Source organism: Microbulbifer elongatus, from assembly GCF_021165935.1.
Taxonomy (GTDB): domain Bacteria; phylum Pseudomonadota; class Gammaproteobacteria; order Pseudomonadales; family Cellvibrionaceae; genus Microbulbifer; species Microbulbifer elongatus.
In genome coordinates this window covers 3,555,262-3,580,716 of the sequence record NZ_CP088953.1, presented here as the reverse complement: position 1 = coordinate 3,580,716, position 25,455 = coordinate 3,555,262, and the positions used below count along the sequence as shown (strand labels likewise).

Genomic DNA, 25,455 nt, shown 5'->3' with positions numbered 1-25,455 from the left:
CAACGCTACGCACCTTTTGTGTTACTCGCTGTCGCTCAAACATTAACACAAAAGGTGCTCCGCGCTGGCTGCGCCTGCGCTGGGCGTTAAATGCCAGTAATCAGAAAATCTATGGCGTTTATAATTTCATCGCGAAAGGTTTCTAGGTTTTCGACGGGGCGCTTCAAAATTGATGCCGGAGCACTGGTTAGCTGATGTGTAAGTAGTGCGTACTCGTTGCTATCAATTTGAAAAATTGGGCACAAACGATCTGGCGCTTCTCTCTCCAGATTCTGAGCGGGAATTACCGGAATCACGATTCTGGAGTTCAGTACAGAGATTAGGTCAGTTTGCACATCCAAAAAATATGGATAGGCCTTTCTGGTGGTTTTATCTGTGTTTTCGTAGAGGGTAAACTGGCTCACTAGAAATCCCTGAATGCGTCAGAGAAAAGGCCGTTCTTTTCCACGAACTCATTGCAGGCTTCAAGGCCTTTATGATTGGCTTTTAGCCATTCTTCAGCCTGTCGTTTACTGACCTCGACAGCCAAAGCCTTCTCAAGCGTTGCGGAAAGGTTGATATTTAGCTGCTTTGCCTTAGTGAGTAAGTCTTTGTTTAGGCTAAGGTTTGTAGGTTTCTTGGCCGCTGAATGGTCATAAATTGACTTCATGGTCACAGTCCTCGCATTGGTCATGTGCATAGTTTATGCGCATAGCCCTTTCGTGGCAAATGCATTTAACAATCAGCGGCAGAGCGACAGCCAACGCTACGCACCTTTTGTGTTACTCGCTGGCGCTCAAACATTAACACAAAATGCGCTCCGCGCTGGCTGCGCCTGCGCTGGGCGTTATGGTGCCGTGTCATAAAAATTGTTGTTTGTGCCGGCAGATAATTTCCGGCACTGTTTTGGCATCCAGTATTTGGCATTTTGCCAAGGTGCTATTCAAGCAGTTCCGTTCCTAGAGTGTTCGCTCTGTTGCGGTAGAATAGGGCAGTCCGCTGCAGTATCGTGGAGTGCAAGTAAGAAAGTTTTTGGTTGAGAGAAGGTTCGGACTTCTTTCAATAGTTCGGCGGGCAGCGTTGCCAAAGTGCCATTAGGTATTCCGGAGCGCGTCAGCCATAACCAGGCCAGGCAGTACGCTCCGGGCCTGCGGCCCTCCGCGGGACAGCTTACTTTGGCCACTTTATTGCGCGGTCGCTGCGCTCCCATTTTTGCGCAATAAAGCGCCCAAAGTAAGCTGCCCCTGCTGGCGGCGTTCAGGCTGTAGAAAAACTCTTAAAACCTAGTGGATTTTGATAAAATCTGCGGGCCCGGTTTCGAGATCCCGTCATGCCTAACTTCAAGCCCTATAATTACAGCCAGGACACAATGGTTGTAATCAATTTCGAAGATCAATTGCAGCCGAATACCTTCGAGTACACGCTGCATCACCTGATCGACAACCGTATCAATCTTTCCGCTTTCTACGACAAGTATAAGAATGAAGATGGTGGTCGGTCTGCATATGATCCGGCTATTCTCTTGAAGATTATCCTGTTCGCTTACTCCAAAGGCATCACGTCCAGCCGGGAGATCCAATGGCAGTGTGAGCATAATATACTGTTCAAAGCTCTGTCCTGTGACAGCGTGCCGCACTTCACCAGTATTGCCAGCTTTGTGAGTAGTTATCCCGATGCCATACAGTCTGTCTTCGAGCAGGTGCTGATGGTTTGCGACCAGGAAGGTCTTTTGGGTAATGAACTCTTTGCCATTGATGGCTGCAAGATGTCGTCGAATGCCAGCAAGTCACACTCTGGAACTTTTAAAGAGCTCGAGGAAAAGCAGGCAAAGATCCGCAAGAAGATCCGTCATTGTCTATCGGAACATAAGAAGCTGGATGGAAGGAAGCCCGCCGAACGGGAGCGGAAGCAGCGTCTGGAGCAGGCGAATAAAACCTTGGAGAAGCACTTTGAAAAGATTGACAACTTCCTAAAGACGCAAGCCCCAAGGATGGGGCAGGGTAAGAAGCCGAAAGAAGTCAAAAGTAACATCACCGACAACGAGTCGGCCAAGATGACCACCAGCAAAGGTACCATCCAGGGGTACAACGGTGTCGCGGCGGTGGACAAGAAACACCAGATTATTGTCGAGGCGCAGGCCTTTGGTGAGGGGCAGGAAACCCACACATTAAAGCCAATTCTCGATGGCATTAATACGCGCTATCGGAATGCCGGCATCGCCGAGGACATTCTTGCGGAGCAGGTGATTGTCACCGCGGATACCGGGTTTTCCAGTGAGGACAATAATGCGTTGCTGAGAGGCGAAGGTATCAACGCTTACATCCCCGATAACCAGTTCCGCTCCCGCGACAAGGCGTTTGCTAAGCAAAAAGAGAAACATGGCAAGCGTCATCGAGATACCGTAAAGGGCGTTAAGCAGGTGATTCCTGCGAGCGAGTTCAAGCTTAATAAAAGAAGCAAGACCTGTATCTGCCCCGCTGGCAATGAAATGTTGCTCTATCGAGAAGAGCACGTCAGTGCAGGAAAGCGAAAGCTCTTCTTTGAAGGTCGGCTGACGGATTGTCGCCACTGCCCAATTAAACACCAGTGCATGCGTAACCCGGCTTCGGCCGATACCCGAGACGGCCACGGCCGACAGGTGTCCTTTACCTGGACCAATGGAAAAACCGCAATGGACTGGATGAAGAAGCGGATCGATAGCCTGGAAGGGAAAACGATTTACAGTCATCGCATGTCGGTGGTGGAGCCGGTCTTTGGCAATATCGGTACCAACAAGCGATTAAATCGCTTCTCGTTGCGTGGCAAACGCAAGGTGCAGGGGCAATGGCAGATGTTTTGTCTGGTGCACAACATCGAGAAGTTGATGAATTACGGCGCTATCCACTGATTAGCAGGGTTATCCACACTTGTGTCGCCGAAATATGCGAAAAATACACACAAGCGTGATTATGTTAAAGATGTGTGATTGAATTGTGATCAAGAAATGTCAATTGAAAGCAGCCAAGAGAGAGCGATTGTGAGAGTCGTTTTTCTACAGGCTCGTTATGTGTAGTAAGTGATGAGACTTCTATTAATTGGCATTGCTTCGGTTGTACTATTTTTCCCCTTATATTGGGCTTTGCATCCGTTTTTAGGGCCTAATTGGGCGGCCGGAGTTTCCGCATTTATGATGTATATCGGATTCCCAGCTCTATTCCTCCTCAAGTGGCGAAAGCGCAGCACTGGCCCGTTCATGAAAGCCTGTAATTATGTTTTGGCTGTCTTCGTACTTTGTTTTCTAGGTTGGGTTGCATATGAAGTATTATTCAATGACGGACCATGGCCAAACTCGATAGGATTGTTTTTCTTGTATGGAAGTTTAGCAATTTATTTCCTGAAAAATGGCTATATGCCATATCAAGAGCAAGAGGTCATCGCTGCAAGTGAGTGCCAAGAAAACACATAACAATCAGCGGCAGAGCGACAGCCAACGCTACGCACCTTTTGTGTTACTCGCTGGCGCTCAAACATTAACACAAAAGGTTCTCCGCGCTGGCTGCGCCTGCGCTGGGCGTTATGCGATACAACATGATTAACTCAATTTGGCCAAAGAAACTATTAAGTCCAAAAATTGATCTCGGGCAACCTATTAATGATGGTATCGCAGTTATTTCGGAACTAGGATCTCTAGTCGAAGAGAGTTCTGATAGTGAGATTTCGTATCGTGTAAATACTGCTCAGTTTGATGTCGCAATTTATGTGAAAAGTGGCATAGTTTCTTCGGTTTGGTACAACGATCCAATTGGCAGGTTTTGGGCGAAAGGAAAGGCAAGAAAATTACAACTATATCTTGCTAGGTACGGAAATCTGAAGGATTGGGAGCTGAGGTTGAGTAACGGAATTATGGCCCACTATTTCAATGAAAAACTCGGTATTGTACTGGTCTACGGGGTCCACAAAGACGTAATTCGCGTGAACCTCCTCCAGCACGCCTAGTATCAAGTTTGAACCGCGACAATAACTGTTATCTTCCATAGTACATCTCTTCTGGGGTTTTGTAGCCGAACCGTTTTCTGGGGCGGCTATTTAATTTCATTGCAATAGCGTCACATTGCTGCTGCGTAATGTCTTCCATGCTTTGATTCTTCGGAAGATATTGTCTGATTAATCCATTGACATGCTCATTGCTTCCTCGCTCCCAGGAGTGGTACGGGGTGGCAAAATAGAATTTTACTGCACAGCAGTCTTCAATCTTCTTATATTGGTGGAATTCAGTACCATTGTCAGCGGTTATAGTTTTAATATTTCTCGGATCACGGTTAATTAACCGTACAGTTTTTTTGTTCAGCTCATAGGTTGATTTATTTTTGAGCTTTCCAATCATGACAAACCCCGTTTTACGCTCCAGCAATGTAACAATGCAGTGGTTGCTGCCCCGGCCGTGAACAGTGTCAATTTCCCAATGGCCCTTGTAACGCCTGCCCTCAACACTTTTAGGTCGGTCTGTGATGTGCCGTTTATCCGCAAGTCGCCCCCTGCTGTCATAGGCTTTGTAGCGCTTTCGACGCTGCTTTGAGGCTTGGCGTAAATGCGTCCATAAATTGCCGCCATTCTTCTTATTTCTCCAGATATACTGGTAGATAGTTTCGTGGCTTAACCGGCGTTTCATCAATTTATGTCTGCGTATATAACCGACTATTTGCTCTGGGCTGTACTTTTTCCGAAGTAACGCTCGCACAAGTTTAAAGTGGCGTTCAGAGTAGTGCCTATTACGACGTGATCGTCTACGTCGCCCTCGAGTACGACTGTCGGCCTTGCTCGGTCTATAACCGCCATCTGTTCGGTGGCAGCTGTTACGTTGGAACTCCCTATAGAGAGTACTCCTGTGGCGTCCAGTCAACTCGGCAATATGGCTGACGGAAAGACCTTGTGCACGATAGGCCGCAATCGTGTATCTTTCTTCTCTGGTGATCTGTTGATACTTCATTGGTGCAATTCACTTCTTGGCGGGAGTAAAATGCCCCTAGTATCGCAGATCACCTCCAGTTTTAGGTAATGTGTCGCGGTTAGTATATGAATCCGGGACACATAACAAACAGCGGCAGAGCGACAGCCAACGCTACGCACCTTTTGTGTTACTCGCTGTCGCTCAAACATTAACACAAAAGGCGCTCCGCGTTGGCTGCGCCTGCGCTGGGCGTTAGCACTTAAAAATCACTCGAGATCACGCGATGAACTCATATATTGAAAAATATTGTGGCCTTTGGGAGAGTGAGTCTGGAAACCGATTAGAAGTATCCTTGAGTAATAATGAAACTGTGAGCGTGAAACTCTATCGGGCAGGTGAGGTTAAGCCGATGTCCCGTCCGTGGCTAAACAATAGCCCAGCAGTTAACATGGTCGGCAAGCTAGATCCGGAGGGCGGATCGCTAGATATAGCGCTGTCCGAGTACGAAAATAGCTTTTCCTTAAATCTGGTCTTTGATTTATCTGATAGAAATTATAAAAAAGTATTACCATCCATTATACGATACGAAAAGGATCATTTTTGGGAACAATATTATGATTGCATTGGGCCGCTTGAGCCCTATCAAAGGTGCTAACAAGTGACTATGGCTCTGAGTCAGGGTGCCAAATTCACTGTGCCATTAAAGTTGTCTCCTGCACAATGTGAAAGCTGTGGTGCTAAGTGCTTTGTACCGCTGAAGTACGGATTTTACTTATATTTATACTTGCAGATTCCATTCTGGGGTGCGGTGGGCATCGCGGACTTTCTGGAAAATAGTGCTGTTTTCGTGTTGGTGCTACCGATTATATTCTCAGTGGTGTTGAAAGGAGTCGCTCGCTTGCCATTGCAATGTGACAACTAAACCATGCAAGACCGGGTAATTTACTTTGGGCCTTCTGCCCTCCTCGGCACGTCCCGCTTTATACACGTTGTCGCGGATGAAGTGAGACTATTGGGAGGATGGCCCAGCAATAAAATTAGCTTTCGCAAGTCAAGTGGTGAGAGGGCAATTCCTGGAAGTTAAGATACGAGATTAACCTGTTAAAAAAGGTGTCAACGTTTTTCGCGGAGTACATCAATACTTCGTGCGTGCCCAGGCTGAGTATCGCCATGACAGTAATGTGTAGATTCAATACAGTGGCGGAGCGGTAGTATTGCGGCTCGCCAGGGGAGGCGGCGCAGCGCGGTGGTCAAGTGCCAATCGGCGCCTAAATGTGTTGTGGAACTGCTTCGAAGGCGGTTCTGCTTACGTGAGTGCACTATGGTTTTCTGTGATTTTAGGTGAATCCCGCAAATGTCGCCGGGGTCACTCGGAAAGATAAACAGAGGACTAAATGGTGAAAAAAGACGACTCGCAACGCACAACCAACGATGCCGGTATTCCGGTAGCCAGTGATGAGCATTCACTGACGGTGGGCCCCGACGGCCCTATCATTCTGCAGGATCACTACCTGATCGAGCAGATGGCGAACTTCAACCGCGAGCATATTCCTGAGCGTCAGCCTCACGCCAAGGGTTCCGGTGCCTTTGGGCACTTTACCGTTACCAAAGACGTCAGCGCCTACACCAAGGCGGCGGTGTTTCAGCCCGGTACGAAAACCGACACATTGATCCGGTTTTCCACGGTCGCCGGGGAAAAGGGTAGCCCGGATACCTGGCGTGACCCCCGGGGTTTTGCTCTGAAGTTTTATACGTCCGAGGGTAACTACGATCTGGTAGGCAACAATACACCAGTGTTCTTTATCCGCGACCCGATGAAATTCCAGCACTTTATCCGTTCGCAGAAGCGACGCGCTGATAATGGCCTGCGCGACCACGATATGCAGTGGGACTTCTGGACCCTGTCACCAGAGTCCGCGCACCAGGTGAGCTGGCTGATGGGGGATCGCGGTATTCCCAAGACGTACCGGCATATGAATGGTTATTCCAGCCATACCTATATGTGGGTCAATGCCAAGGGCGAGCGCTTCTGGGTGAAATATCATTTCAAGTCGGATCAGGGGGTCGAGTCGCTCACTCAGGAAGAGGCGGACCGCATCGCCGGCCAGGATTCCGATGCCCACCGCCGCGATCTTTTCGATTCGATCGCCAAGGGGGATCATCCCAGCTGGACACTGCACGTGCAGGTCATGCCCTATGAGGAGGCGAAGAATTACCGTTTTAATCCCTTCGATTTGACCAAGGTTTGGCCCCATGGGGATTACCCGTTACAGGAAGTGGGCAAGCTAGTACTGGATCGCAACCCGACGGATTTTCACACGGAGATCGAGCAGGCCGCATTTGAGCCTAACAACGTGGTGCCTGGGATCGGTTTCAGCCCGGACAAAATGCTGCAGGCGCGGGTATTTTCCTATGCCGACGCGCACCGTGCGCGTATGGGGGTCAACTACAAGCAGATCCCGGTGAATCGCCCGAGATGCCCGGTCCACAGTTACAGTAAGGATGGCGCGCTGCGGGTCGACAATGTGACGGATCCAGTGTATGCCCCGAATAGCAAAGGTGGCCCCAGTGCAAATCACACCTATACCGAAAAGTGGGAGACCAGCGGGGAGTTTATGCACGCCGCCTACACCCCGCACCCGGAGGACGATGACTTTGTGCAGCCGGGTGCTCTGGTGCGCGAGGTAATGAGCGATGAAGAGCGCGAGCGGCTGGTCTCCAACGCTGTCGGGCACCTTTCCGCGGGCGTTTCTGACGAAGTTCTGAAGCGCGCTTTCGAATACTGGCGCAATATCGACAAGGACATTGGCGACCGTATCGAAAAGGGCGTGAAAGGTAGTTGATCAAGGGGCCCGCGCAGCGGGCCCTCTGTTTTTCCGCCGGGCTAAACCCGGCTACCAGGCTTTCCCCGGCATCCGCTAATCGCACTCGTTCTCACCTTATCGAATCCCCCCTTGCAGCCGGGCCGGCAATCTATTTGAATGATCGGCGCGTATAACAATATGACCGGTAGATCGGTTTTGGCTGTCAGGTGGAGTCTCTTTTGTCGAATACGTCCGTGCACCGCACTCTATTTCCCTTGTTGTTTCTGCTGCTTGTAGGTGTGTTTACGGGCTGGAGCACACTGTCTTCCGCTCAGGAAACCGCCACTGGGGACCACGTAAAAGTCCGCTGGCTGGCGCCGGATACCTTTGGCCCCGGCGAGGAAACCATCGGATTCTATTTCGAGGTCGACCCCGGCTGGCACGTCTACTGGCGCAACGCCGGCGATTCCGGTGCGGCACCGCGCTTTGATTTTGTCGGTGCCAGCGGCAAGGTTGGCGAGATCCAGTGGCCGTTCCCGGTGCGTTTACCCATCGAGCACCTTACCAATCTCGGCTATGAAGGTGACGTGGCCTACCTGTTCACGGTGACACCGGAAGCCGAGCGTATGGAGCTGGTGGTGAATCTGGAGTGGCTGGTGTGCAAGGTGGACTGCATCCCCGGCTTCGGTGCCATGAGCCTGTCCCGCCCGGTGGCGGACCAGGTGGTGTGGCCGGACGGCGACAAGGCACTGCGGGATCGGTTTGCCGCGCAGGTTCCGGTTGTGGTCCGTGGCGACACCGGTTTTCCGTGGTCCGTGCGAAGTGTTACCGCGGAAGCGGGAGGGGATAGCCTGCAGTTGGTGCTGGAAGCGAGCGAAGGCGATTCTGCAGCGACACCGGCGGTCTTTCCCCTTGATGGGAACCTGCTGACCGCAAAAGCGCCCCAGATCGCACAGTCCGGCAGTACCATCGGTTACACCTTCCAGCGAGTGCCTGGTGCGCCCTTACCGGACAGCACCGGTTTTGTGATCAGCGACGGCACCCGGTCCTGGCAGCTGGAGCAGCTGGATATTCAGGCGGCGGCCACTGCTGCGCCGAGTCTGGTCGACGGCGGGCAGCCGCTGTGGCTGCTGGTGCTGGCGGCCATTGCCGGTGGCGCCATTCTTAACCTGATGCCCTGTGTGTTTCCGGTACTGTCGATCAAGCTGTTTGGCCTGGTCGGCCCGGAAAAGCATGCCGGTGAGCGTCTGCACGAGGGCCTGCGCTATGCCGCCGGGGTGCTGGTGACCTTTGCCGCGCTGGGAGCGCTGCTGTTGGTTCTGCGGGCCGGTGGCGCAGCGATTGGCTGGGGGTTCCAGCTGCAGTCGGCACCGGTGGTGCTGGGACTGATTCTACTCTTCTGGGTTATGGCGCTGTCCTTCAGTGGTCTGTACGAATTCGGCCATCATCTGATGAACCTGGCCGGTAACAGCCGCGGCGGCGCCTTCGTCACCGGTGTGTTGGCAGTGTTTGTGGTTGCTCCGTGTACCGGGCCGTTTATGGGGGCCGCGTTGGGCGCCGCCACCTTGCTGCCGGCGTACGGCGCCATGGCGATCTTTCTCGGGTTGGGTATCGGGCTGGCATTGCCGTTTGTTCTGCTGTGTGTCTTTCCCGCGTTGCTAAACCGCCTGCCGGCGCCGGGGCCCTGGATGGAAACCCTGCGCCAGTTCCTCGCATTCCCACTGTATGCCACGGTGATCTGGTTGCTGTGGGTGCTGGGCCGCCTGGTGGGCGAGAGCGGTTGGCTGATCGGGGCCATGCTGATGCTGACTATCGTGTTTGCATTCTGGCTCGGACGCCATGGGTTCCGTGGCAGCCGCTGGCTTGCCTGGGGGCTGGTACTGGCGGCACTGGTATTGAGTTTTGGTGCGGCCAACAAGCTGCAGCACAGTGGCGCCGCAGGAGCGGCACTGGCGCAGGAGAGCAGCGATTGGCAGCCCTACGATCGCAGTGCGATCAATCAGGCATTGTCCCGCGAACAGGGTGTATTTATCGACTACACCGCAGCCTGGTGTATTACCTGTCAGGTGAACAAAAAGCTGGTGCTGGAGTCGCAGGAGGTTGAGGCGCTGTTCCGGGAGAATGACGTGTATCTGGTGCGGGCCGACTGGACCGACCAGAACCCGGAAATCACCCGGGCGCTGGGAGAGTTGGGGCGCAACTCGGTACCGGTTTACGCCTGGTATGCACCTGGCGAGACCACACCGGTTTTGCTCCCACAGATTTTGAAAGCGGACATGATTGAAGCTCTATTCGACAGCAAGTAATTCTTTACCCTATTTTTTTTAACCAAGAGGATGCGTCATCGTGAATACTCAGCGTGTAAGTGGTAAACGGTCTTTTCGTCAATTTATCAGCAGTGTCGCGCTGTTTGCGCTACCGGCGTTGGCCGTGGCTGTTGCGGTTCCCGGCGAGCAGGCACCGGCCTTCAGTGAGGTGGATGCAAAAGGCGAGACCCGCGGCCTGGAAGACTACAAAGGCCAGTGGCTGGTGCTGGAATGGTTCAACAAGGACTGTCCTTATGTGAAGAAACATTACGGTAGCGGCAATATGCAGGCACTGCAGAAAAAATACACCGACCAGGACATCAACTGGCTAACCGTTATCTCTTCTGCGAAAGGCAAGCAGGGTTACCTGGAGCCGGCGCAGGCATTGGAAGTGGCGGAGAGCCACAAGCTCGCGGCAAGTGCTCCCTTCCTGTTGGATACCGACGGCAGTATGGGGCGCGCTTACGGGGCCAAGACCACGCCACATATGTTTATCATCAACCCGGAAGGGCAGGTAGTTTACGCCGGTGCGATCGACGATAACGACTCGGCGAACCCTGCAGTGATCCCCAACTCCAAAAATTATGTGGCCGCAGCATTTGATGCCGCATTGAAAGGCGAGCAAGTAGCGGTGGCTTCGAGTCGTGCTTACGGCTGTAGCGTCAAGTATTGATTTCGTTGTTGCTTAATCGCAAGTCGTTTAAATGAAAAGGCCCTCGGGGGAGTATCTCCGAGGGCCTTTCCAGTTGGTACACTTAGTTACCCGTTACGGAAATCAGTTCGCTGTACAGGTGGGCTCTACATAGTTTCCGGAATGGGTACCCTGCAAACCGAAGCTGGCACTCGCGCCGGGCTGGAGATTACCGTTCCATGCCAGATTGCTAACGGTAACCAGAGTGCCCCCATTTTCTACGGTGAAGTTGCCACCCCAGCCGCTGTCAAAGGCATTGCCCCCACTAAAGTTCAGTTTGACCTCCCAGCCGCTTACCGCGCTGTCGCCGTTGTTGGTGACAGTGACGGTGTTCAGTACAAATCCGTCTGTCCAGCTGTCGGCTTCACCGGGTACACAGGCAATGTCGGACTCCGGTTCTGGATCCGGTATCACTTCCTCAACCACCTGAATCTGTACGCTATCCGTTGCAGACAGCTCGATACCCGCGCTGTCCAGCGCGACAAGCTCTAACAGGTAGCTACCTGTTTCTGCCGGTGCAGTAATGGTGGTGGGGCTGCTATCCGCACTGGCGACCAGACCACCATCGATATAGATGTTGGCACCGCTGCTTTTGCGCTGGTTGAAAGCTACGGTAATGGTTTCTTCTACTAGGTATTCACTGCCGGAAGTCGGCGTCACGATATCCAGCACCGGACTGTCGTTGCCGTAAAACTCGCTTACCGTAATACCTGTTTCACTGCTGCCAAGTGGCACCTGGTGATCCAGGCCTACAAACTTGCCATCGGTGTTCTGCCACAGTGCCGGTTTGAGCAGAGCGTACTTTTCTTCATCCCAGGTCTTCCAGTCATAACCCCAGAGACCGCCGGTATCACCGGAGTTGGGATTCAGGCACCAGAAGGTATGGTGCAGCTTGTGCTCCACAATCAGATCGCGGGCATAGGTCATCCATTTTTCGTTCTGGCCGCCGTCCATAAAGCCACCCCATTCACCGAACAGCAGCGGGGAAATTCCCTGTTCATACAGGTAGAACCAGTTGTCTCTCCAGGCGTCCTCCATCAGGGATTCATAGGTAAAGTCCGGCTCAAACCAGGGCTGAAGGTAGACAGACGGACCGTAGATATGGGGTGAGTAGACCAGCTGATCCTGGTGTGGGCCGAGATCGATGGGATGATCTACCACACCGCGGAGGTTGCCGCCCCACCAGTAGTTGTGGAAATCTTTACTGGAATCACTGTCCCAGGTCACGCCGTCCTTCGGGTAAGACTCGATGCCTTCGCACAGAACCAGCACGTTGGGGTTGATGGCGAGAATACGCTTGGAGGCGGTTTCGCAGGCGTATTTCCAGTTGTTCTCGTCGGTGGAGCTATCCCATTTGGCGTAGGGAGAGTCCGCCCAGGGTTTGCCGTGGGGTTCGTTTTCAATATCGAATGCAATGACGGTATCATCATTTTTATAGCGATCCGCCATCCACTCCCAGGTTTCGTAGAAAATTTCGGAAGTGAGTTCTTCGTTGTACCACATGGGCGCGAAGTGACCGGAGTTATCCGCCTTGGCGCTGTGTACATCCACCATGATTTTAACGCCGTATTTTTTCGCAAGCGCCACAGTGGTGTCGAAAATCTCAAGTGTGGTCTTCCCGGCAATCTCCGGGTTGGCGTAGTCGTTGATGCTCGGCACCGCGGCCATACCGCTTTGCCACTCGTAAATCAGTTCTGTGGAAATGGGAACACGGAGAATATTGATACCGCGGCTGGCGATATCCGCCATAGCATTTTCGAGGTTTATTGCCCACAGGCCGTGAAATACCCGCTCACTGGCGTTGAATCCGAACCAGTTGGCGCCGGTCAGCCATACCGGGTTGCCCTGTTGATCGACAATCTGGTTGCCTTCCACACGCAGCCAATCGTCGTCCGGCAGTGCCTCGGCAAATGATGGTGCAGAGAGAGACGCGGCCAGCGCAGTGGCCAATGAAAGTGTTGTCAATGTCTTCATTGTATTTTCAAGACTCTAATTAATATTTGAAGCGAAACGGAAAAACACCCGACAGACGCGATGTCTGCCGGATGCTCATTGCGGGCGCTACTGGATATCAGTCAGCGCTACAGGTTGGCAGGGCGAAGTCGCCATTGTGTCCGCCCTGGAAGCCGGCACTGGCAGAGGCGCCCGGTTGCAGGTTTCCATTCCAGGCGGCGTTGGTGACGCTGACGCTGCGGCCATCAGAGGACAGTTGGAACTCGCCGTTCCAGCCATTCACGATGCTGATGGGGTTGGCAAACGTAAGCGTTACTTCCCAGCTGCTGATGGCACTATCACCGTTGTTTTCCACAACGATGTCGTTGATGACAAAGCCGGTGTTCCAGCTGTCGGCCGTGTCCACGGAGCACTGCACACCTTCTCCACCACCGGAAGATTGCTCTTCCACGACGATGGAAACGCTGTCGGTGGCGCTAAGCTCTTCACCATCGTCCACAGCGCGCACTTCGATCACGTGGTTGCCGAGTGAGGGGGCATCAATTACCAGGTCGGTGGCACCATTGGCACTGCCGGTGAGCGCTCCGTCCAGGTACAGGTTTACACCGTCTGCGTATTGCAGGGTGTACTGCACGGTAATGTCTTCCCCTTCCTCAAAGGTACTGCCGTTGGCCGGCGAGGTGATGCTGACCGCAGGGATGGGCGGGGACTCTACATCGATGGTCACGGTGGCCGGTGCAGAAACAGCGCCGGCATCGTCACTGACGGTGTAGGTGAAAGTATCGATGCCGAAGAAGCCGGCATCCGGTGTGTACAGCAGTTCTGCACCAGTGCCACTCAGGCTGCCGTTACCCGGGGAGGTTTCCACGGTGTAGCCGGTGATACTGCCGTCGCGATCGCTGCCGGACAGGGTAACCATCACCTGGGACTCGAATCCGGTTTCAACGGAAACGTCGTCAGCCACCGGAACACAGTTCACACCGGAGCTGCCGCCGCAACCTTCACCGGGCTCCTCGCCCCAGACCAGATTGCCGTCGTCGTAGAGGGCAATGCGCGGCGCTTCTTCACGGCTGCTGCCGTAGTTGTCCCAGGACGGATCATTGCTCTGATCCCAGGGCAGACCTTCGCGGACGCCAATGCGGAACTGGGATTCCTTTTTGCTATCGGACTGGCCGCCGGGGAAGATATCCACACCCTCGAAAGACACTTCGACGTAGTAGATATTGTCTGCGGGATCACCCCAGGGGTGCGGGCCGGTAAAATCACTGCCCTGGTTGTAGGCGGTATTCAGTTCCAGGTCACTGGCAGAATAGCCGGCATCCACCAGCTCGGAAATATCCACCCAGTAACGCAGACTCAGGTTGTCGGTAAGACGTGAAGGCCAGGCACTGCGGTTATGCGGGCGTGCGCTGATTTCGGTGTGGCGCGGGCCGGTGGAATTCAACTTCGCATCAACGAAGAATTCAGTATCCCGTTCTTCCGGGGCAGGGAAGCTGTCTTCGGGAATCGGGTTACCACCGAAGTCCATCCACAGACGTGCCAGGGCGCCGGTGAAGCCAGCGTTATAGTCGGTGGTCACTTCGTTCAGAATGTAATCGCCGCGGTCATTTTCAAACCCATCACTGGCATCCGGACCGCCCACCAGTGCACCCACCAGAGTGTGACGGTTATCCACCGGGTCAGACAGGCTGTCGTTCCAGGAACCGTGTGCGGTGCGGTGGTGCGGTGATGTGGGATACACAGAGCCATAGCCGATCTGATAGCTCATATTCATCGGGTTGTCGCCGAGCAGATATTCAATCTGGCTGACGGCGAAGTCGTAGTAGGTCTGTGCCTTGGGGTTGTCCGCATCGTTTGCTTTCAAGTAGTCGGAATAGATCAATGCGATGAAAGCGGTGTTGGAGGCATAACGGGCGGCGCCCCAGCGATCCAGGTGCGCGAGGCCACCGGGGGTATAGGTTACGCGGTTGCCTTCATAGCCGGTGGTCCAGTAATCCAGCCAGCGCTCGGCGTCAGCGCGATACTCGGGGTTGTCGGTGAGCAAGGACATCAGCACGTAGCTGCCGTAGCCCTTGTCGTCCCAGGCGTGGGTCCACTTGTACGAGCGCACTGGCGACTGTGGCTCGGTGGAGAGGTTGTCGTAATAGCTGTTGGCTTTGTCCAGATAGGACTGGTCGCCAGTGGCGCGATAGAGCCACGCCGCGCCCCAGACCAGTTCATCGTTATAACCGCTCCAGGAATTGTAAAACGCGGTAGCATCGGTGATGCAGTCGCTGTATTTCCCGCGATAGTTATCGGCAAAACTGTAGAGTTGCTTGGCGTGATCGAGCAGGGTCGCTGAATATTGCGGGTCGGAGCTTTCGAAAACCATGGAAATCGCGGCCAGTGCCGCAGCGGTTTCACCGGCCAGATCCGAGCCCGGACAGTTCTCGTCAATTTTGTAGGATGGCCGCGCCATCTGCATCACTTCCGCAGAGCCCCACCAGGCGTGATCCACGGCACCTTCACCCACCTGTCCATATAGTTCATTCGGCGCGGTATGTGCTTTGACAAAATAGTCGGCGACAAATTTCAGGTTATTTTTCAGGTGTTCGAGCTGACCGGTCTGTGCATAGGCTTCTTGGTTCTCAACGGCGCTCCAGGCGAGCATGGTCGCTGTTGCTGCCATCGGGAAACCGAACTTCACATGGTCGCCTGCGTCGTACCAGCCACCGGTGAGGTCGACGTTGTTGTCGGCACCATCCTGCATGCCGGAGTCGCCGCGCCATTCGTTGCGGTTCCAGCCAGGGATGGGACCGGATTGTTGCGCTTCGTAAAAGTAAATGGATTTCTGCAGTGCTTCACCGTAGTTGGCGGCGACGGCACCACTAGAAAACAGGCCGATGCCCGCGATGCTGACGCCGGCGATCGCGGCGGCAAGCGGTTTTGTGGTTCGAGTCATTCGCTTCATGGGGCTTCCTTCATTTTGATTCTTTATCTGCGGGCAGGATCAACTGCCCAGCGACTCTATAGTTCGCAACAGAAGGACGTGTATGTAACCGCTGCCGGAATGAAATTTCCGCCAGCGTTTTTGAAGTGTGACGAGATCCCCGTTGCCATGGCGACGGGGTTAAAAAGGGGAGGGAGACTTCGATTTTTTGATTAAATTTTTACAGCGTCGACAGGGTTTCGCACATGGCGGAAGTGAGCGAACTTAGGTCGCCTGTACTAATTATGTATGGGGGCATGGTGTACACGAGCTTTCCAAATGGTCTCAACCAGATACCTTGATTAATCAGGCTTTCTTGCACGGTCGTATTATTTACGGGGTTTTGCATTTCCACGACACCAATGGCGCCGAGTACCCGGACGTCGGCAACGCCCTCGGCATTTTTCAGTGGTGTCAGTTCCGCTTTCAGTTGGGTTTCAATTCGGTCAACCTGCTGTCGCCAGTTTCTTTGCAATAGCAGGTCGATGCTGGCGCTGGCCACGGCGCAGGCCATGGGGTTGCCCATAAAGGTGGGTCCGTGCATGAATACGCCGGCTTCGCCATTGCAGATTCCATTGGCGACCTTGTCGGTGCACAGGGTGGCGGCGAGGGTCATGGTGCCACCAGTGAGTGCTTTGCCGAGCGTGAGGATGTCGGGGGAAATTCCGGCGTGTTCACAGGCGAACATTTTGCCGCTGCGGCCGAAGCCGGTGGCGATTTCGTCGGCGATCAGGAGTAGGTCGTAGTGATCGCAGAGTTCCCTGACGCGTTTCAGGTATTCCGGGGAATAAAAGCGCATGCCGCCGGCGCCCTGGACGATGGGTTCGAGGATGACGGCGGCGAGGTGTTGGTGGTTCTGTTCGATCAGTTGCTGCAGTTCGGCCGTATCCGGTTCTGTGCAGGGTTCGTCGAATTTTGGATTGGGGGCGGGGGCGAACAGGTGTTGGGTGAGCTGGCTGGCGAACAGGTGGTGCATGCCGGTGATGGGGTCGCAGGTGGCCATGGCGCCGAAGGTGTCACCGTGGTAGCCGTTGCGCAGTGCGAGCAGTTTGTTTTTTTCCGGTTTTCCCTGGGAGTGCCAGTATTGCAGGGCCATTTTGATGGCGACTTCGACGGATACGGAGCCGGAGTCGGCGAGGAAGACTTTTTGTAATGGCTCGGGGGTGAGGGCGACGAGTTTTTTGCACAGTTCGATGGCGGGTTCGTGGGTGAGGCCGCCGAACATGACGTGGCTCATTTTTTCCATCTGGTTTTGCATGGCGGCGTTCAGTTCGGGAACGTTGTAGCCGTGCAGGGTGCTCCACCAGGAACCCATGCCGTCGATCAATCCGCGTCCGTCTTCCAGATAAATTCTTACCCCCTCGGCGCGTGCGACGGGGTACACGGGCGGTGGATTAATCAAGGAGGAGTAGGGGTGCCAGATATGGTGTTTATCGAACTCTAGATCCATCATTTGGGTGCTTTGGTCTTCGTGTGTGGCGGTCGGGCACCGGGTATTCATTTTCAGAACCGCTGTGAATACGTCCCTGTACGCTGCGTCGCAAACATCCCTGTTTGCGAAGCTTCTGAAAATGAATACCCGGCACCCGCCCTTCGCATTTGGTTTCTGTGCTTCGTAAGCTTTGTTTTGTCGTCATTCCGGCGCAGAGCCTGTGCCGGACTTGATCCGGTACCGGAATCCAGCACTACGAAGCCGGTAATCAAGCCAGTTCCCGCAGAACTTTCAACGGCGGCTGGCTCACCGCACTGCGACACGCCAGGGTGCCCGCAGTACCCACCAGCAGTGCCCCAACCAGCGGTCCAAGCAGCCAGAGCCCCGGGTGGAAATTCAACGGCATCTCAAACACCTGCTGGGTCAGCACCGCCAGTGTGGCTTCGGTACCAAAGGCGGCGAGTAATCCTGCGGCAATACCCAGCAAGCCGAACTCGATCATCAGGCTGCGCATCAGCAGTTGCCGGCGGCCGCCCAGTGTGCGGATTACGGCGGCTTCCTGCAAACGTTCGGCGATGCTGGCGCGGACGCCGGCGATCAGTACGAGCACGCCGGCGACTAACATGAGCGCGAGGACGGACTCGACGGCGATGGCGACCTGGCCGATGGTTTCGCGGATATTTTCCAGGATTTTATCCAGTTCGATGATGCTGACGCTGGGGAAGTTTTTTACCAGTTCGTTGACGAACAGTTTGTCTTCCGGCGGCAGGTAGAAGCTCTGGATGTAGGTGGCGGGGAAGGTGTCGAGGCTTCCCGGGGCGAACAGCATGAAGAAGTTGGGGCGCATGCTGTTCCAGTCGAGGGTGCGCAGGCTGGTGACGGTGGCTTCGGTTTCGAGGCCGCCGATGGAGAAGCGCAGGACGTCGCCGAGTTGGAGACCGAGGCGGGCGGCGACTTCGACTTCGACCGAAACACCTTGGGGAGAGACGCCTTCGTTCAGGTCTTCGCTCCACCACTCGCCGGCGACAATTTTGTTGTCGGCGGGGAGGGTGTCGGTCCAGCTCAGGTTGAGTTCACGGCGGATGGCACCGGTTTTGTGTTCCCGTTCGTGTACCGGGGTGCCGTTCACGGCGATCAGCCGGCCCCGTACCATGGGGTAGAACTCGGTGCCCTGAAGATTTTTACCTTCGACTTTCTGCTTTACGCCGTCCAGTTCGTAGGGGGCGATGTTGACGAGGAAGTGGTTGGGGGCGTTTGCCGGGAGCTGCATCTGCCATTCGTCGATCAGTGCGGTGCGCGCGTAGTACATGGCGAGCATGGCGAGCAGGCCGGTGCCGAAGGCGGCGATCAGCAGGGTGTTGAACCCGGCGCGGCGCTGCAGGCTGCCCAGCGCGATGCGCCAGCTGCCGCCGAGGGAGGCGAGTCTTCCGTGCACCAGCAGGCGGTTGATCAGGGCGGCGCCGGCCACGAGCAGGCCGAGGCCGGCGAGAAGCGCGAGGGTGATGGCGATGCTGCCGGAGAGCCACCAGATCAACAGCAGCATGGACAGGGGGCCGGGGATCAGGCCGAGCCATTCCCGCTTGTCCGGATTGCTCCAGTCCTGGCGCAGGGTCTGCATGGGGTCGGTCTGGGCCAGACGGAACAGGGGCGGCAGGGCAAAGCCGATGACACAGGCGAAGCCCGTCGCAAGGCCTACCAGCAGCGGCTGCAGGCCGCTGGGAGGCGGGGTGACCGGGAAGAAACCTTGCAGCAGGTTGACGGCCTGGGACTGGATCAGGGAGCCGAGGGCGAGACCGATGGCGGTGGCGATCAGGGCCAGCGCGGTCATCTGGCCAATGTAGATGCCGAGTATTTTGCGCTTGCCGGCGCCGAGGCTTTTCATTACCGCCACGTAGTTGGCGTGGCGCAGGCCGTAGCGGCGCGCGGCGAGGCCGACGGCGACGCTGGCGAGTAGCACCGCGAGGCTGGCGGCCAAGAACAGGAAGCTCTCGGCGCGATCCAGCGTGCGGGCGACCCGGGGCTGGCCTTCCTCCAGGTCAATGACCCGCTGGTGGTCGGTGAGCTGGGGTTTGAGCCAGTTGAAATACTGGTCGAGGGTCGAGTCGTCACCGGCAAACAGGTAGCGGTAGGTGACGCGGCTGCCGGGCTGCAGGATGTTGGTCGCCGCGAGGTCTGACTGGTGCATCATCAGTCGCGCGCCCATGGAAAACAGGTTGGCACCGCGGTCCGGCTCGTGGTCGAGGATACCGGCGACCCTGAGATCGGTGTCACCCAGCTGCAGGTCGTCGCCGATCGACAGATTCATCAGCGGCAGCAGGCGCGCTTCCAGCCACACTTCTCCGGGAGGTGGGCCCTGATGGATCTCGCGGGAAATGTCATCCGCACTTGCACGCATTTCCAGGTGGCCGACCAACGGATAGTCATCACTCACGGCTTTTACCGGGGCGAACTGGAATTCATCTCCGGCGGAGAGCATGGAGGCAAAGGTGGTGGTCTGGGCCTGCTTCAGCCCCAGTTCATCGGCCTTGGTCAACCATGCCGGTGGGATTTCCTTGCTGCTCTGCACCACCCGCTCCGCTGCCAGAAAACTCTGGGACTGGATATACATAGCGCGGGTGAGGCGGTCGGAGAAGTGGGCGATGGCGGTGACACAGGTCACTGCCAGCACCAGGGCGGTAGCGATCAGTGCCAGCTCGCCGCCGCGCCAGTCGCGGCCGAGTAGTTTCAGAGGCAGCATCAGGCGGATACCTCCGTCTGATCACCTAAAAACGAATCGGGGATATCGGCGCTGGTGATCTCTCCGGCGGCCATGCGCAGATGGGCGCCGCAGCGCTCGGCGAGACGCTGTTCGTGGGTGACCAGTACCAGGGTGGTGCCAGTTTCGGCGTTCAGGTTGAACAGCAGGTCGATCACCTTTTCGCCATTGTGGGCGTCGAGGCTGCCGGTGGGTTCGTCGGCGAATAGAATGCCGCTATTTATTTCAGAAGGCGTGTCAGAACCCTGGTTGGCAATGCTACAGAATGCGCGGGCGATGGCGACGCGCTGCTGCTCGCCACCGGACAGCTGGCGCGGGTAGTGGTGCAGCCGGTGGCCGAGGCCGACGCGCTCGAGGAATTCCTTGGCCCGTGCGCCGGCGTTGCGCTCGCCGCGCAGTTCGCTGGGCAGCATGACGTTTTCCTGGGCGGTGAGGCCGGGCAATAGCTGAAAGGTCTGGAATACGAAGCCGACGCAGCGGGCACGCAGCGCCGCGCGCTGCTCTTCGTCCATGGCGGTGATTTCCTCGCCAGCCAGCCAGATTTTGCCCTCGGTGGGGCGGTCGAGACCCGCTAGGAGGCCCAGCAGGGTGGATTTACCCGAGCCGGAGGCGCCAGTGATGGCGAGGCTCTGGCCGGCGGGAAGTTGCAGGGATATGTCGTTCAGGAGTGTCAGCGGCCCCTCGCTGGTACTGACGCGGTGTTGAAGGTTTTCGGCTTTGAGCATCACTGACATGGCAAGTCCCTGTAATTCCTGCAAAATGTGCGTGTTCAGAAGTGGAGAGTATGACATGGCGGCAGTTTTTTTCCGGCACCTTGCCCCCGGTTTTATCGTGTGTGGTCTGCTGTTGACCGCTTTGTGTTACGGGCAGACGGCGAGAGCGGATGAGCCGGCTGCAGAAGAGGGCACTCTGTTGATACTCGGAGACAGTATCAGTGCGGCCTATGGGCTGGATGAGCGCGAGGGTTGGGTGCAGTTGTTGCGGGACCGGCTGGCCGAACAGGAGCTGGCGGTGAAAGTGGTGAACGCCAGTATCAGCGGGGAAACATCCGCCGGTGGCCTGACCCGTTTGCCGCGCTTACTGAGTGAGCATTCACCCGACTGGCTGGTGTTGGAGTTGGGGGGCAATGATGGTCTGCGCGGTTACCCACCGCGGGCACTGCAGAACAACCTGGCGCAGATGGTTAAGCTGGCCCGGGAGGGTGGTGCAGAGGTGCTGATCCTGGGTATGCAGATGCCGCCAAATTACGGTAAGGCGTACACCAAGGCGTTTGCGGCGGTCTATCCGAAGGTGGCCGAAGAGCAGCAGGTGCCGCTGGTGCCGTTCTTTCTGGAGACGGTAGCGCTGGTGGAGGGGGCGATGCAGACCGATGGTATTCACCCCACGGCCAAGGCACAGCCGGCTCTGCTGGATCATGTGTGGCCCTGCCTGGAAGCCATTTTAAAAGCTAATGAGGATGCTCGGTCCGATAGCCTGTGCACTTCCTGATCGGAAAGCGTACAATCGCGCCCTGATTTTTGCTGGGGCTCCATTTAGTGGTGGGGCTTCGTAGATGGCTCCGGGGCGGCCCTGTCCCCGGTGAAGCCATTGCGGGACACGCTACGAGTTCATCCATGAACGCTCGGCTGTGGCCATCCATGGCCACAGACGGTCCCGCAATGGCTTCACCGGTGTCAGCGCCTTAGCGCAATAGTTTTCAATGCTGACCGGCCCACTTGCAATACCTCAAGAATTTTCGAGAACTACCCAATGTCTGATCTGGAAAACCGCCGCGAGCGGCTGGAATTCAACAAGCTGCAAAAGCGCCTGCGTCGCAATGTGGGCAAGGCGATCGCTGACTTCAATATGATTGAAGAGGGCGACAAGGTGATGGTGTGCCTGTCTGGTGGCAAGGATTCCTACGCGATGCTGGAAATCCTGATGAACCTGCAGAAGACGGCGCCGGTGCATTTTGAGCTGGTGGCGGTGAATATGGACCAGAAGCAGCCGGGTTTCCCGGAGCATATTTTGCCGGAATACCTGCAATCCATTGGCGTGCCTTATCACATCGTGAACAAGGACACTTACAGTGTGGTGAAAGAGGTGGTGCCGGAAGGCAAGACTACCTGTGGCCTCTGCTCACGCCTGCGCCGCGGTACTCTGTACGGTTTTGCCGAGGAGATTGGCGCGACCAAGGTGGCTCTGGGGCACCATAAAGACGATATCGTGGAAACCCTTTTCCTGAATATGTTTTACGGCGGCCGCCTGAAGGCGATGCCGCCGAAGCTGCGTGCGGACGACGGGCGCAATATTGTGATTCGCCCGCTGGCCTATTGCCGCGAGACGGATCTGATTGCGTTTGCCGATTTCAAACAGTTTCCGATTATTCCGTGTAATCTTTGCGGAAGTCAGGAAAATCTGCAGCGCCAGGCGATCAAAGGTATGTTGAGTGAATGGGATAAGAAGTTTCCCGGTCGCAGCGACAATATTTTTGCCGCATTGACGCGGGTATCACCGTCACAGCTGGCGGATCGCGACCTGTACGATTTTGAGAGCCTGGAGCTGGACCGCTCTAAGCCCGCACCTGCGGCGGACGCGCGAGCGATTGAGCAGTACGTGCATTCGTGGATTCCAGAGGACGCGCGGGATGAGGGGCCGGAGTCACAGGAGCAGCCGACACAGCCGATGTATATTGAGGCGCGGAACCTGTAAATTCGTCCTCTTCCACCAGTAGACAATCGGTTCTTGCGCCGTCCCTCTCTTCAGCAGCCGCAGTTTTCACTGCGGCTGTTTGTTTTTCGGGAAGGTTTTTTTCTGTGGGCTTTACCAGCTTGCTATAGCTGTCGATAAAATCGCGCAACCGCGCACTGGGGCCATGATGGAAGTGTTTTTTCCACAACTTGGCCATTTTCGGCAGGTTGTCGCTTTCAACCTTTTCCACACCGGCAGCGCGGTAAACGAGCCAGGCGATGGCGGTGGCGTAGCGCAGATTGGTGGCCAGTTCGGCGTGGGGGTGTTGCAGGAAGTCGCGCTGGCTGGCGAGGCCGCGGACTTTGGATGCGAGAGGGGGGAAGTTGATCAGGTATTTATCCCAGATCTGCCGGTGGGTACTGGGGAGAATCTGGAAGATCCCCATGCCGTGACGGCGCCCCAGTTTGAGGTGAAAGCCCAGTTCGGATTCCTGCGCGGCGGTGCCGAGCAGCAACGCCTCCATGCCAGGAGACCAGGCGCGCAACTGCTTTAAGGTGGGACGAACGACGAACAGGCGTAGTTCGTCCAGACAAATACCCATAGTGCTTTCGCTTTCCCTAACTGCTCAGTCGGTGACCGCCATCCATGGCGGCTTCTGGTAACTGTTCATACCCTTGGTTTAGTTTGTGGATTGAGTAACCGCCAGCGAATGGGTAGATTTACGCGTAATAAAGACCAATAACGACGGATTCAGCCTATTCTTTCGCGGGACGTGGCTAGATCTGCCAATTTTGACGGGGAATCCCAAATGTCCGGACAGTGGCTTGTCGCCCTTACGTTTATCGCTTATCTCGCCCTGATTCTTGCCATCGGTGTCTATGCCTACCGGCGTACCAAGGATGCCAGCGATTACTTTCTCGGTGGTCGCTCGCTGCCGCCGGCGGTTGCAGCGCTGAGTGCCGGGGCTTCGGACATGAGCGGCTGGCTGCTGCTGGGGCTGCCCGGTGCCGCCTATGCCACCGGGCTTTCTTCCGGGTGGATTGCCATTGGCCTGTTCAGCGGCATTGTCTTGAGCTGGACCACCATGGCGCGCCGGCTGCGCATCTACACCTATGCCCTGGATGACTCTCTCACCGTGCCCGCCTACCTGCACCGCCGCTTCAATCTTGCCACGCCCTGGTTGCGCACCATCTGTGCCTTTTTCATTTTGCTGTTTTTTCTGTTCTACGTGGCTTCCGGCCTGATTGCCGGCGGCAAGTTGTTTGAGACTGTATTTGGCTGGGATTACCAGTGGGCGGTGGTGATTGGGGCGATTGCTGTGATCTCCTACACCCTGTTTGGGGGCTTCCTGGCGGTGTCCTGGACCGATGTATTTCAAGGGCTGCTGATGAGCCTCGCGCTGGTGATTGTGCCGATCATGGTAATTTCCGATGAGGGTGGTTGGGGGAGCGCCTGGACGACCATGCAGGCGGAGCATCCGGAATTGATGCACTGGATGAGGGACAACACCGGCGCCACCCTGGGGGTGGCTGCGGTCCTGAGTTCTCTGGCGTGGGGACTCGGGTACTTTGGTCAACCGCACATTCTGGCCCGCTTCAAGGCGCTGCGGCATCCGGATGACATGCCGGCTGCGGCTACCGTCGCTGCGATCTGGTCCCTGGCCGGCTTTCTCGGGGCTATGTGTGTCGGCCTGTTTGGCCACCTGGAGCTTTCCACGACACTGCCGGATGGTGAGCGGATCTTTATGGCGTTGGTGGAGTCTCTGTTTCATCCTCTGGTAGCCGGCATTCTGCTGGCAGCGATACTGTCCGCCATTATGAGCACCGCAGATTCCCAGTTACTGGTGTCGTCCGCGGCGTTGGCCGAGGATATCTACCATGTGTGGTTCGGCAAACAGGCTTCGTCGGAAAGTATCGTGAAAGTGGGCCGTTGGGCAGTGGTGGCGCTGTCATTGATTGCGGTGGGCGTCGCGATGGATCCGGGCTCCAAAGTGCTGGATGTGGTCGCCTATGCCTGGGCCGGCCTGGGCGCGGCTATCGGCCCGGCGATACTGATCAGCCTCTACTGGTCGCGCATGACCGGTGCCGGTGCCATTGCCGGTGTGTTGGTGGGGGGTATAACCGTTGTGGTATGGAAACAGCTCTCAGGTGGCATCTTCGATATATACGAGCTTTTACCGGGTTTTGTACTCTCCGCAGCTGCTATTGTTTTAGTAAGTGCCGTGACGCATTGCCCTGAAGGAATTTCAACGCGCCACCGTCAATTACTGGGGCAAAAGCAGTAGTCTGATCGCGGTATTCGCGCAATGTTGCGCAATTGATCGGTGGTGCCGCGGCTGGAGTAGTTGGAGTGATCGAAGTACACCTCGGTGATATCACTCGGTTGCATGTGGATGTAATCGTCAATGCAGCCAACCAGAGGCTCCTTGGCGGAGGCGGCGTCGATGGCGCCATCCACCGTGCGGCAGGCCCAGAGTTGATGGAGGCCTGCCGCGCTATTGGCGGTTGCCCGGTAGGGGAAGTGCGCGCCACCGCCGGATACCGGCTGCCGGTGAAGCGAATCTATCACACGGTCGGCCCGGTCTGGCGTAGCGGTAATCTTGGCGAACCGGAGCTACTCGCCAGCTGTTATCGCCAGTGTCTCAACCTTGCGCGGCGCGAACACGCCCATTCCATTGCCTTTCCTGCCATTAGTTGTGGCGTCTACGATTACCCTCCTGAGCTCGCAGTAGAAATTGCCGTTGAGCAGGCTCAAAATCATCTCGACCGCGACGGTGGTCCCCGCCATGTCATTTTCTGCTGTATTGATGAAGATATGGCCGAGCTCTATCGCATGCAGTTGGACGCCTGTGTGCGTCGTTGAATAAGGATTTTTATTGTCATAACGCTTCGAAAGCGTACCAGTTAGCCGCGTGCGCCCGTCCGGTGACCCGTCGGGCGGCTCGGCCTAATTGGCACTACCGTAACAGTC

The 25,455-nt window shown here is 55.9% G+C and carries 19 protein-coding genes; 11 read left to right on the top strand and 8 right to left on the bottom strand.

All coding sequences use genetic code 11. The features are described 5' to 3' along the window. Positions 1 to 86: 86 nt before the first annotated feature. Positions 87 to 404 (bottom strand): CcdB family protein, encoded by a 318-nt coding sequence (locus tag LRR79_RS14815; RefSeq protein ID WP_231757948.1) that lies wholly within the window; start codon positions 402 to 404, stop codon positions 87 to 89. Beyond that, entirely contained in the window at positions 404 to 649 is a 246-nt protein-coding gene (locus LRR79_RS14810; RefSeq protein WP_231757947.1) for a type II toxin-antitoxin system CcdA family antitoxin, read from the bottom strand. Before LRR79_RS14810 ends, LRR79_RS14815 begins: the two co-directional genes overlap by 1 nt. 660 nt (positions 650 to 1,309) lie before the next feature. On the opposite strand from LRR79_RS14810, the gene LRR79_RS14805 reads away from it, so the two are divergent. From LRR79_RS14805 to LRR79_RS14795, 3 genes are all read left to right on the top strand, one after another. After that, a complete protein-coding gene (locus tag LRR79_RS14805; RefSeq protein ID WP_456085661.1) occupies positions 1,310 to 2,866 on the top strand; it encodes an IS1182 family transposase in 1,557 nt (518 codons plus the stop codon). A gap of 168 nt (positions 2,867 to 3,034) precedes the next feature. Next, positions 3,035 to 3,424, top strand: coding sequence for a hypothetical protein (locus LRR79_RS14800; RefSeq protein ID WP_231757945.1), 390 nt, complete (start codon positions 3,035 to 3,037; stop codon positions 3,422 to 3,424). Positions 3,425 to 3,546: 122 nt separating this feature from the next. After that, positions 3,547 to 3,954 (top strand): hypothetical protein, encoded by a 408-nt coding sequence (locus LRR79_RS14795; protein ID WP_231757944.1) that lies wholly within the window; start codon positions 3,547 to 3,549, stop codon positions 3,952 to 3,954. Between the two features lie 28 nt (positions 3,955 to 3,982). Here the strand turns inward: LRR79_RS14795 and LRR79_RS14790 are convergent, their stop codons facing one another. Further along, positions 3,983 to 4,945 carry an IS30 family transposase gene (locus LRR79_RS14790; RefSeq protein WP_231757943.1) on the bottom strand — a complete coding sequence of 321 codons (963 nt, stop codon included), beginning with the start codon at positions 4,943 to 4,945 and terminating at the stop codon, positions 3,983 to 3,985. A 1,355-nt stretch (positions 4,946 to 6,300) separates the two neighbouring features. Between LRR79_RS14790 and LRR79_RS14785 the strand changes: the two genes are divergently transcribed. The 3 genes from LRR79_RS14785 (at position 6,301) to LRR79_RS14775 (ending at position 10,689) form a co-directional block, all read left to right on the top strand. Further along, positions 6,301 to 7,749 (top strand): catalase, encoded by a 1,449-nt coding sequence (locus tag LRR79_RS14785; protein ID WP_231757942.1) that lies wholly within the window; start codon positions 6,301 to 6,303, stop codon positions 7,747 to 7,749. 200 nt (positions 7,750 to 7,949) lie between these two features. Continuing rightward, complete coding sequence (locus LRR79_RS14780) at positions 7,950 to 10,016, top strand: protein-disulfide reductase DsbD family protein (protein ID WP_231757941.1); 2,067 nt, start codon at positions 7,950 to 7,952, stop codon at positions 10,014 to 10,016. A gap of 40 nt (positions 10,017 to 10,056) precedes the next feature. Further along, positions 10,057 to 10,689 (top strand): thioredoxin family protein, encoded by a 633-nt coding sequence (locus tag LRR79_RS14775; protein ID WP_231757940.1) that lies wholly within the window; start codon positions 10,057 to 10,059, stop codon positions 10,687 to 10,689. 102 nt (positions 10,690 to 10,791) lie between these two features. On the opposite strand, the gene LRR79_RS14770 is transcribed toward LRR79_RS14775, so the two are convergent. From LRR79_RS14770 to LRR79_RS14750, 5 genes are all read right to left on the bottom strand, one after another. Further along, positions 10,792 to 12,681 carry a cellulase family glycosylhydrolase gene (locus tag LRR79_RS14770; protein ID WP_231757939.1) on the bottom strand — a complete coding sequence of 630 codons (1,890 nt, stop codon included), beginning with the start codon at positions 12,679 to 12,681 and terminating at the stop codon, positions 10,792 to 10,794. A 97-nt stretch (positions 12,682 to 12,778) separates the two neighbouring features. Next, a complete protein-coding gene (locus tag LRR79_RS14765) occupies positions 12,779 to 15,610 on the bottom strand; it encodes a glycoside hydrolase family 9 protein (RefSeq protein ID WP_231757938.1) in 2,832 nt (943 codons plus the stop codon). Between the two features lie 199 nt (positions 15,611 to 15,809). Then, a complete protein-coding gene (gene bioA / locus LRR79_RS14760; RefSeq protein ID WP_231757937.1) occupies positions 15,810 to 17,081 on the bottom strand; it encodes an adenosylmethionine--8-amino-7-oxononanoate transaminase in 1,272 nt (423 codons plus the stop codon). A gap of 247 nt (positions 17,082 to 17,328) precedes the next feature. Further along, positions 17,329 to 19,797: an ABC transporter permease gene (locus LRR79_RS14755; RefSeq protein WP_231757936.1), complete on the bottom strand. Its 2,469-nt coding sequence runs from the start codon at positions 19,795 to 19,797 to the stop codon at positions 17,329 to 17,331. Continuing rightward, a complete protein-coding gene (locus LRR79_RS14750; RefSeq protein WP_231760039.1) occupies positions 19,797 to 20,549 on the bottom strand; it encodes an ABC transporter ATP-binding protein in 753 nt (250 codons plus the stop codon). The genes LRR79_RS14755 and LRR79_RS14750 overlap by 1 nt, the downstream gene beginning before the upstream one ends. A 55-nt stretch (positions 20,550 to 20,604) precedes the next feature. On the opposite strand from LRR79_RS14750, the gene LRR79_RS14745 reads away from it, so the two are divergent. The 5 genes from LRR79_RS14745 (at position 20,605) to LRR79_RS14725 (ending at position 25,347) form a co-directional block, all read left to right on the top strand. Continuing rightward, positions 20,605 to 21,303: an arylesterase gene (locus LRR79_RS14745; protein WP_231757935.1), complete on the top strand. Its 699-nt coding sequence runs from the start codon at positions 20,605 to 20,607 to the stop codon at positions 21,301 to 21,303. Positions 21,304 to 21,564: 261 nt separating this feature from the next. Then, positions 21,565 to 22,506: a tRNA 2-thiocytidine(32) synthetase TtcA gene (gene ttcA, locus LRR79_RS14740; RefSeq protein WP_231757934.1), complete on the top strand. Its 942-nt coding sequence runs from the start codon at positions 21,565 to 21,567 to the stop codon at positions 22,504 to 22,506. 163 nt (positions 22,507 to 22,669) lie between these two features. Next, positions 22,670 to 23,038 (top strand): hypothetical protein, encoded by a 369-nt coding sequence (locus tag LRR79_RS14735; protein WP_231757933.1) that lies wholly within the window; start codon positions 22,670 to 22,672, stop codon positions 23,036 to 23,038. A gap of 255 nt (positions 23,039 to 23,293) precedes the next feature. Continuing rightward, on the top strand, positions 23,294 to 24,769 hold the full coding sequence (putP, locus tag LRR79_RS14730; RefSeq protein WP_231757932.1) for a sodium/proline symporter PutP: 1,476 nt from the start codon (positions 23,294 to 23,296) through the stop codon (positions 24,767 to 24,769). A gap of 65 nt (positions 24,770 to 24,834) precedes the next feature. Next, positions 24,835 to 25,347, top strand: coding sequence for an O-acetyl-ADP-ribose deacetylase (locus LRR79_RS14725; RefSeq protein ID WP_231757931.1), 513 nt, complete (start codon positions 24,835 to 24,837; stop codon positions 25,345 to 25,347). Positions 25,348 to 25,455: the final 108 nt, after the last annotated feature.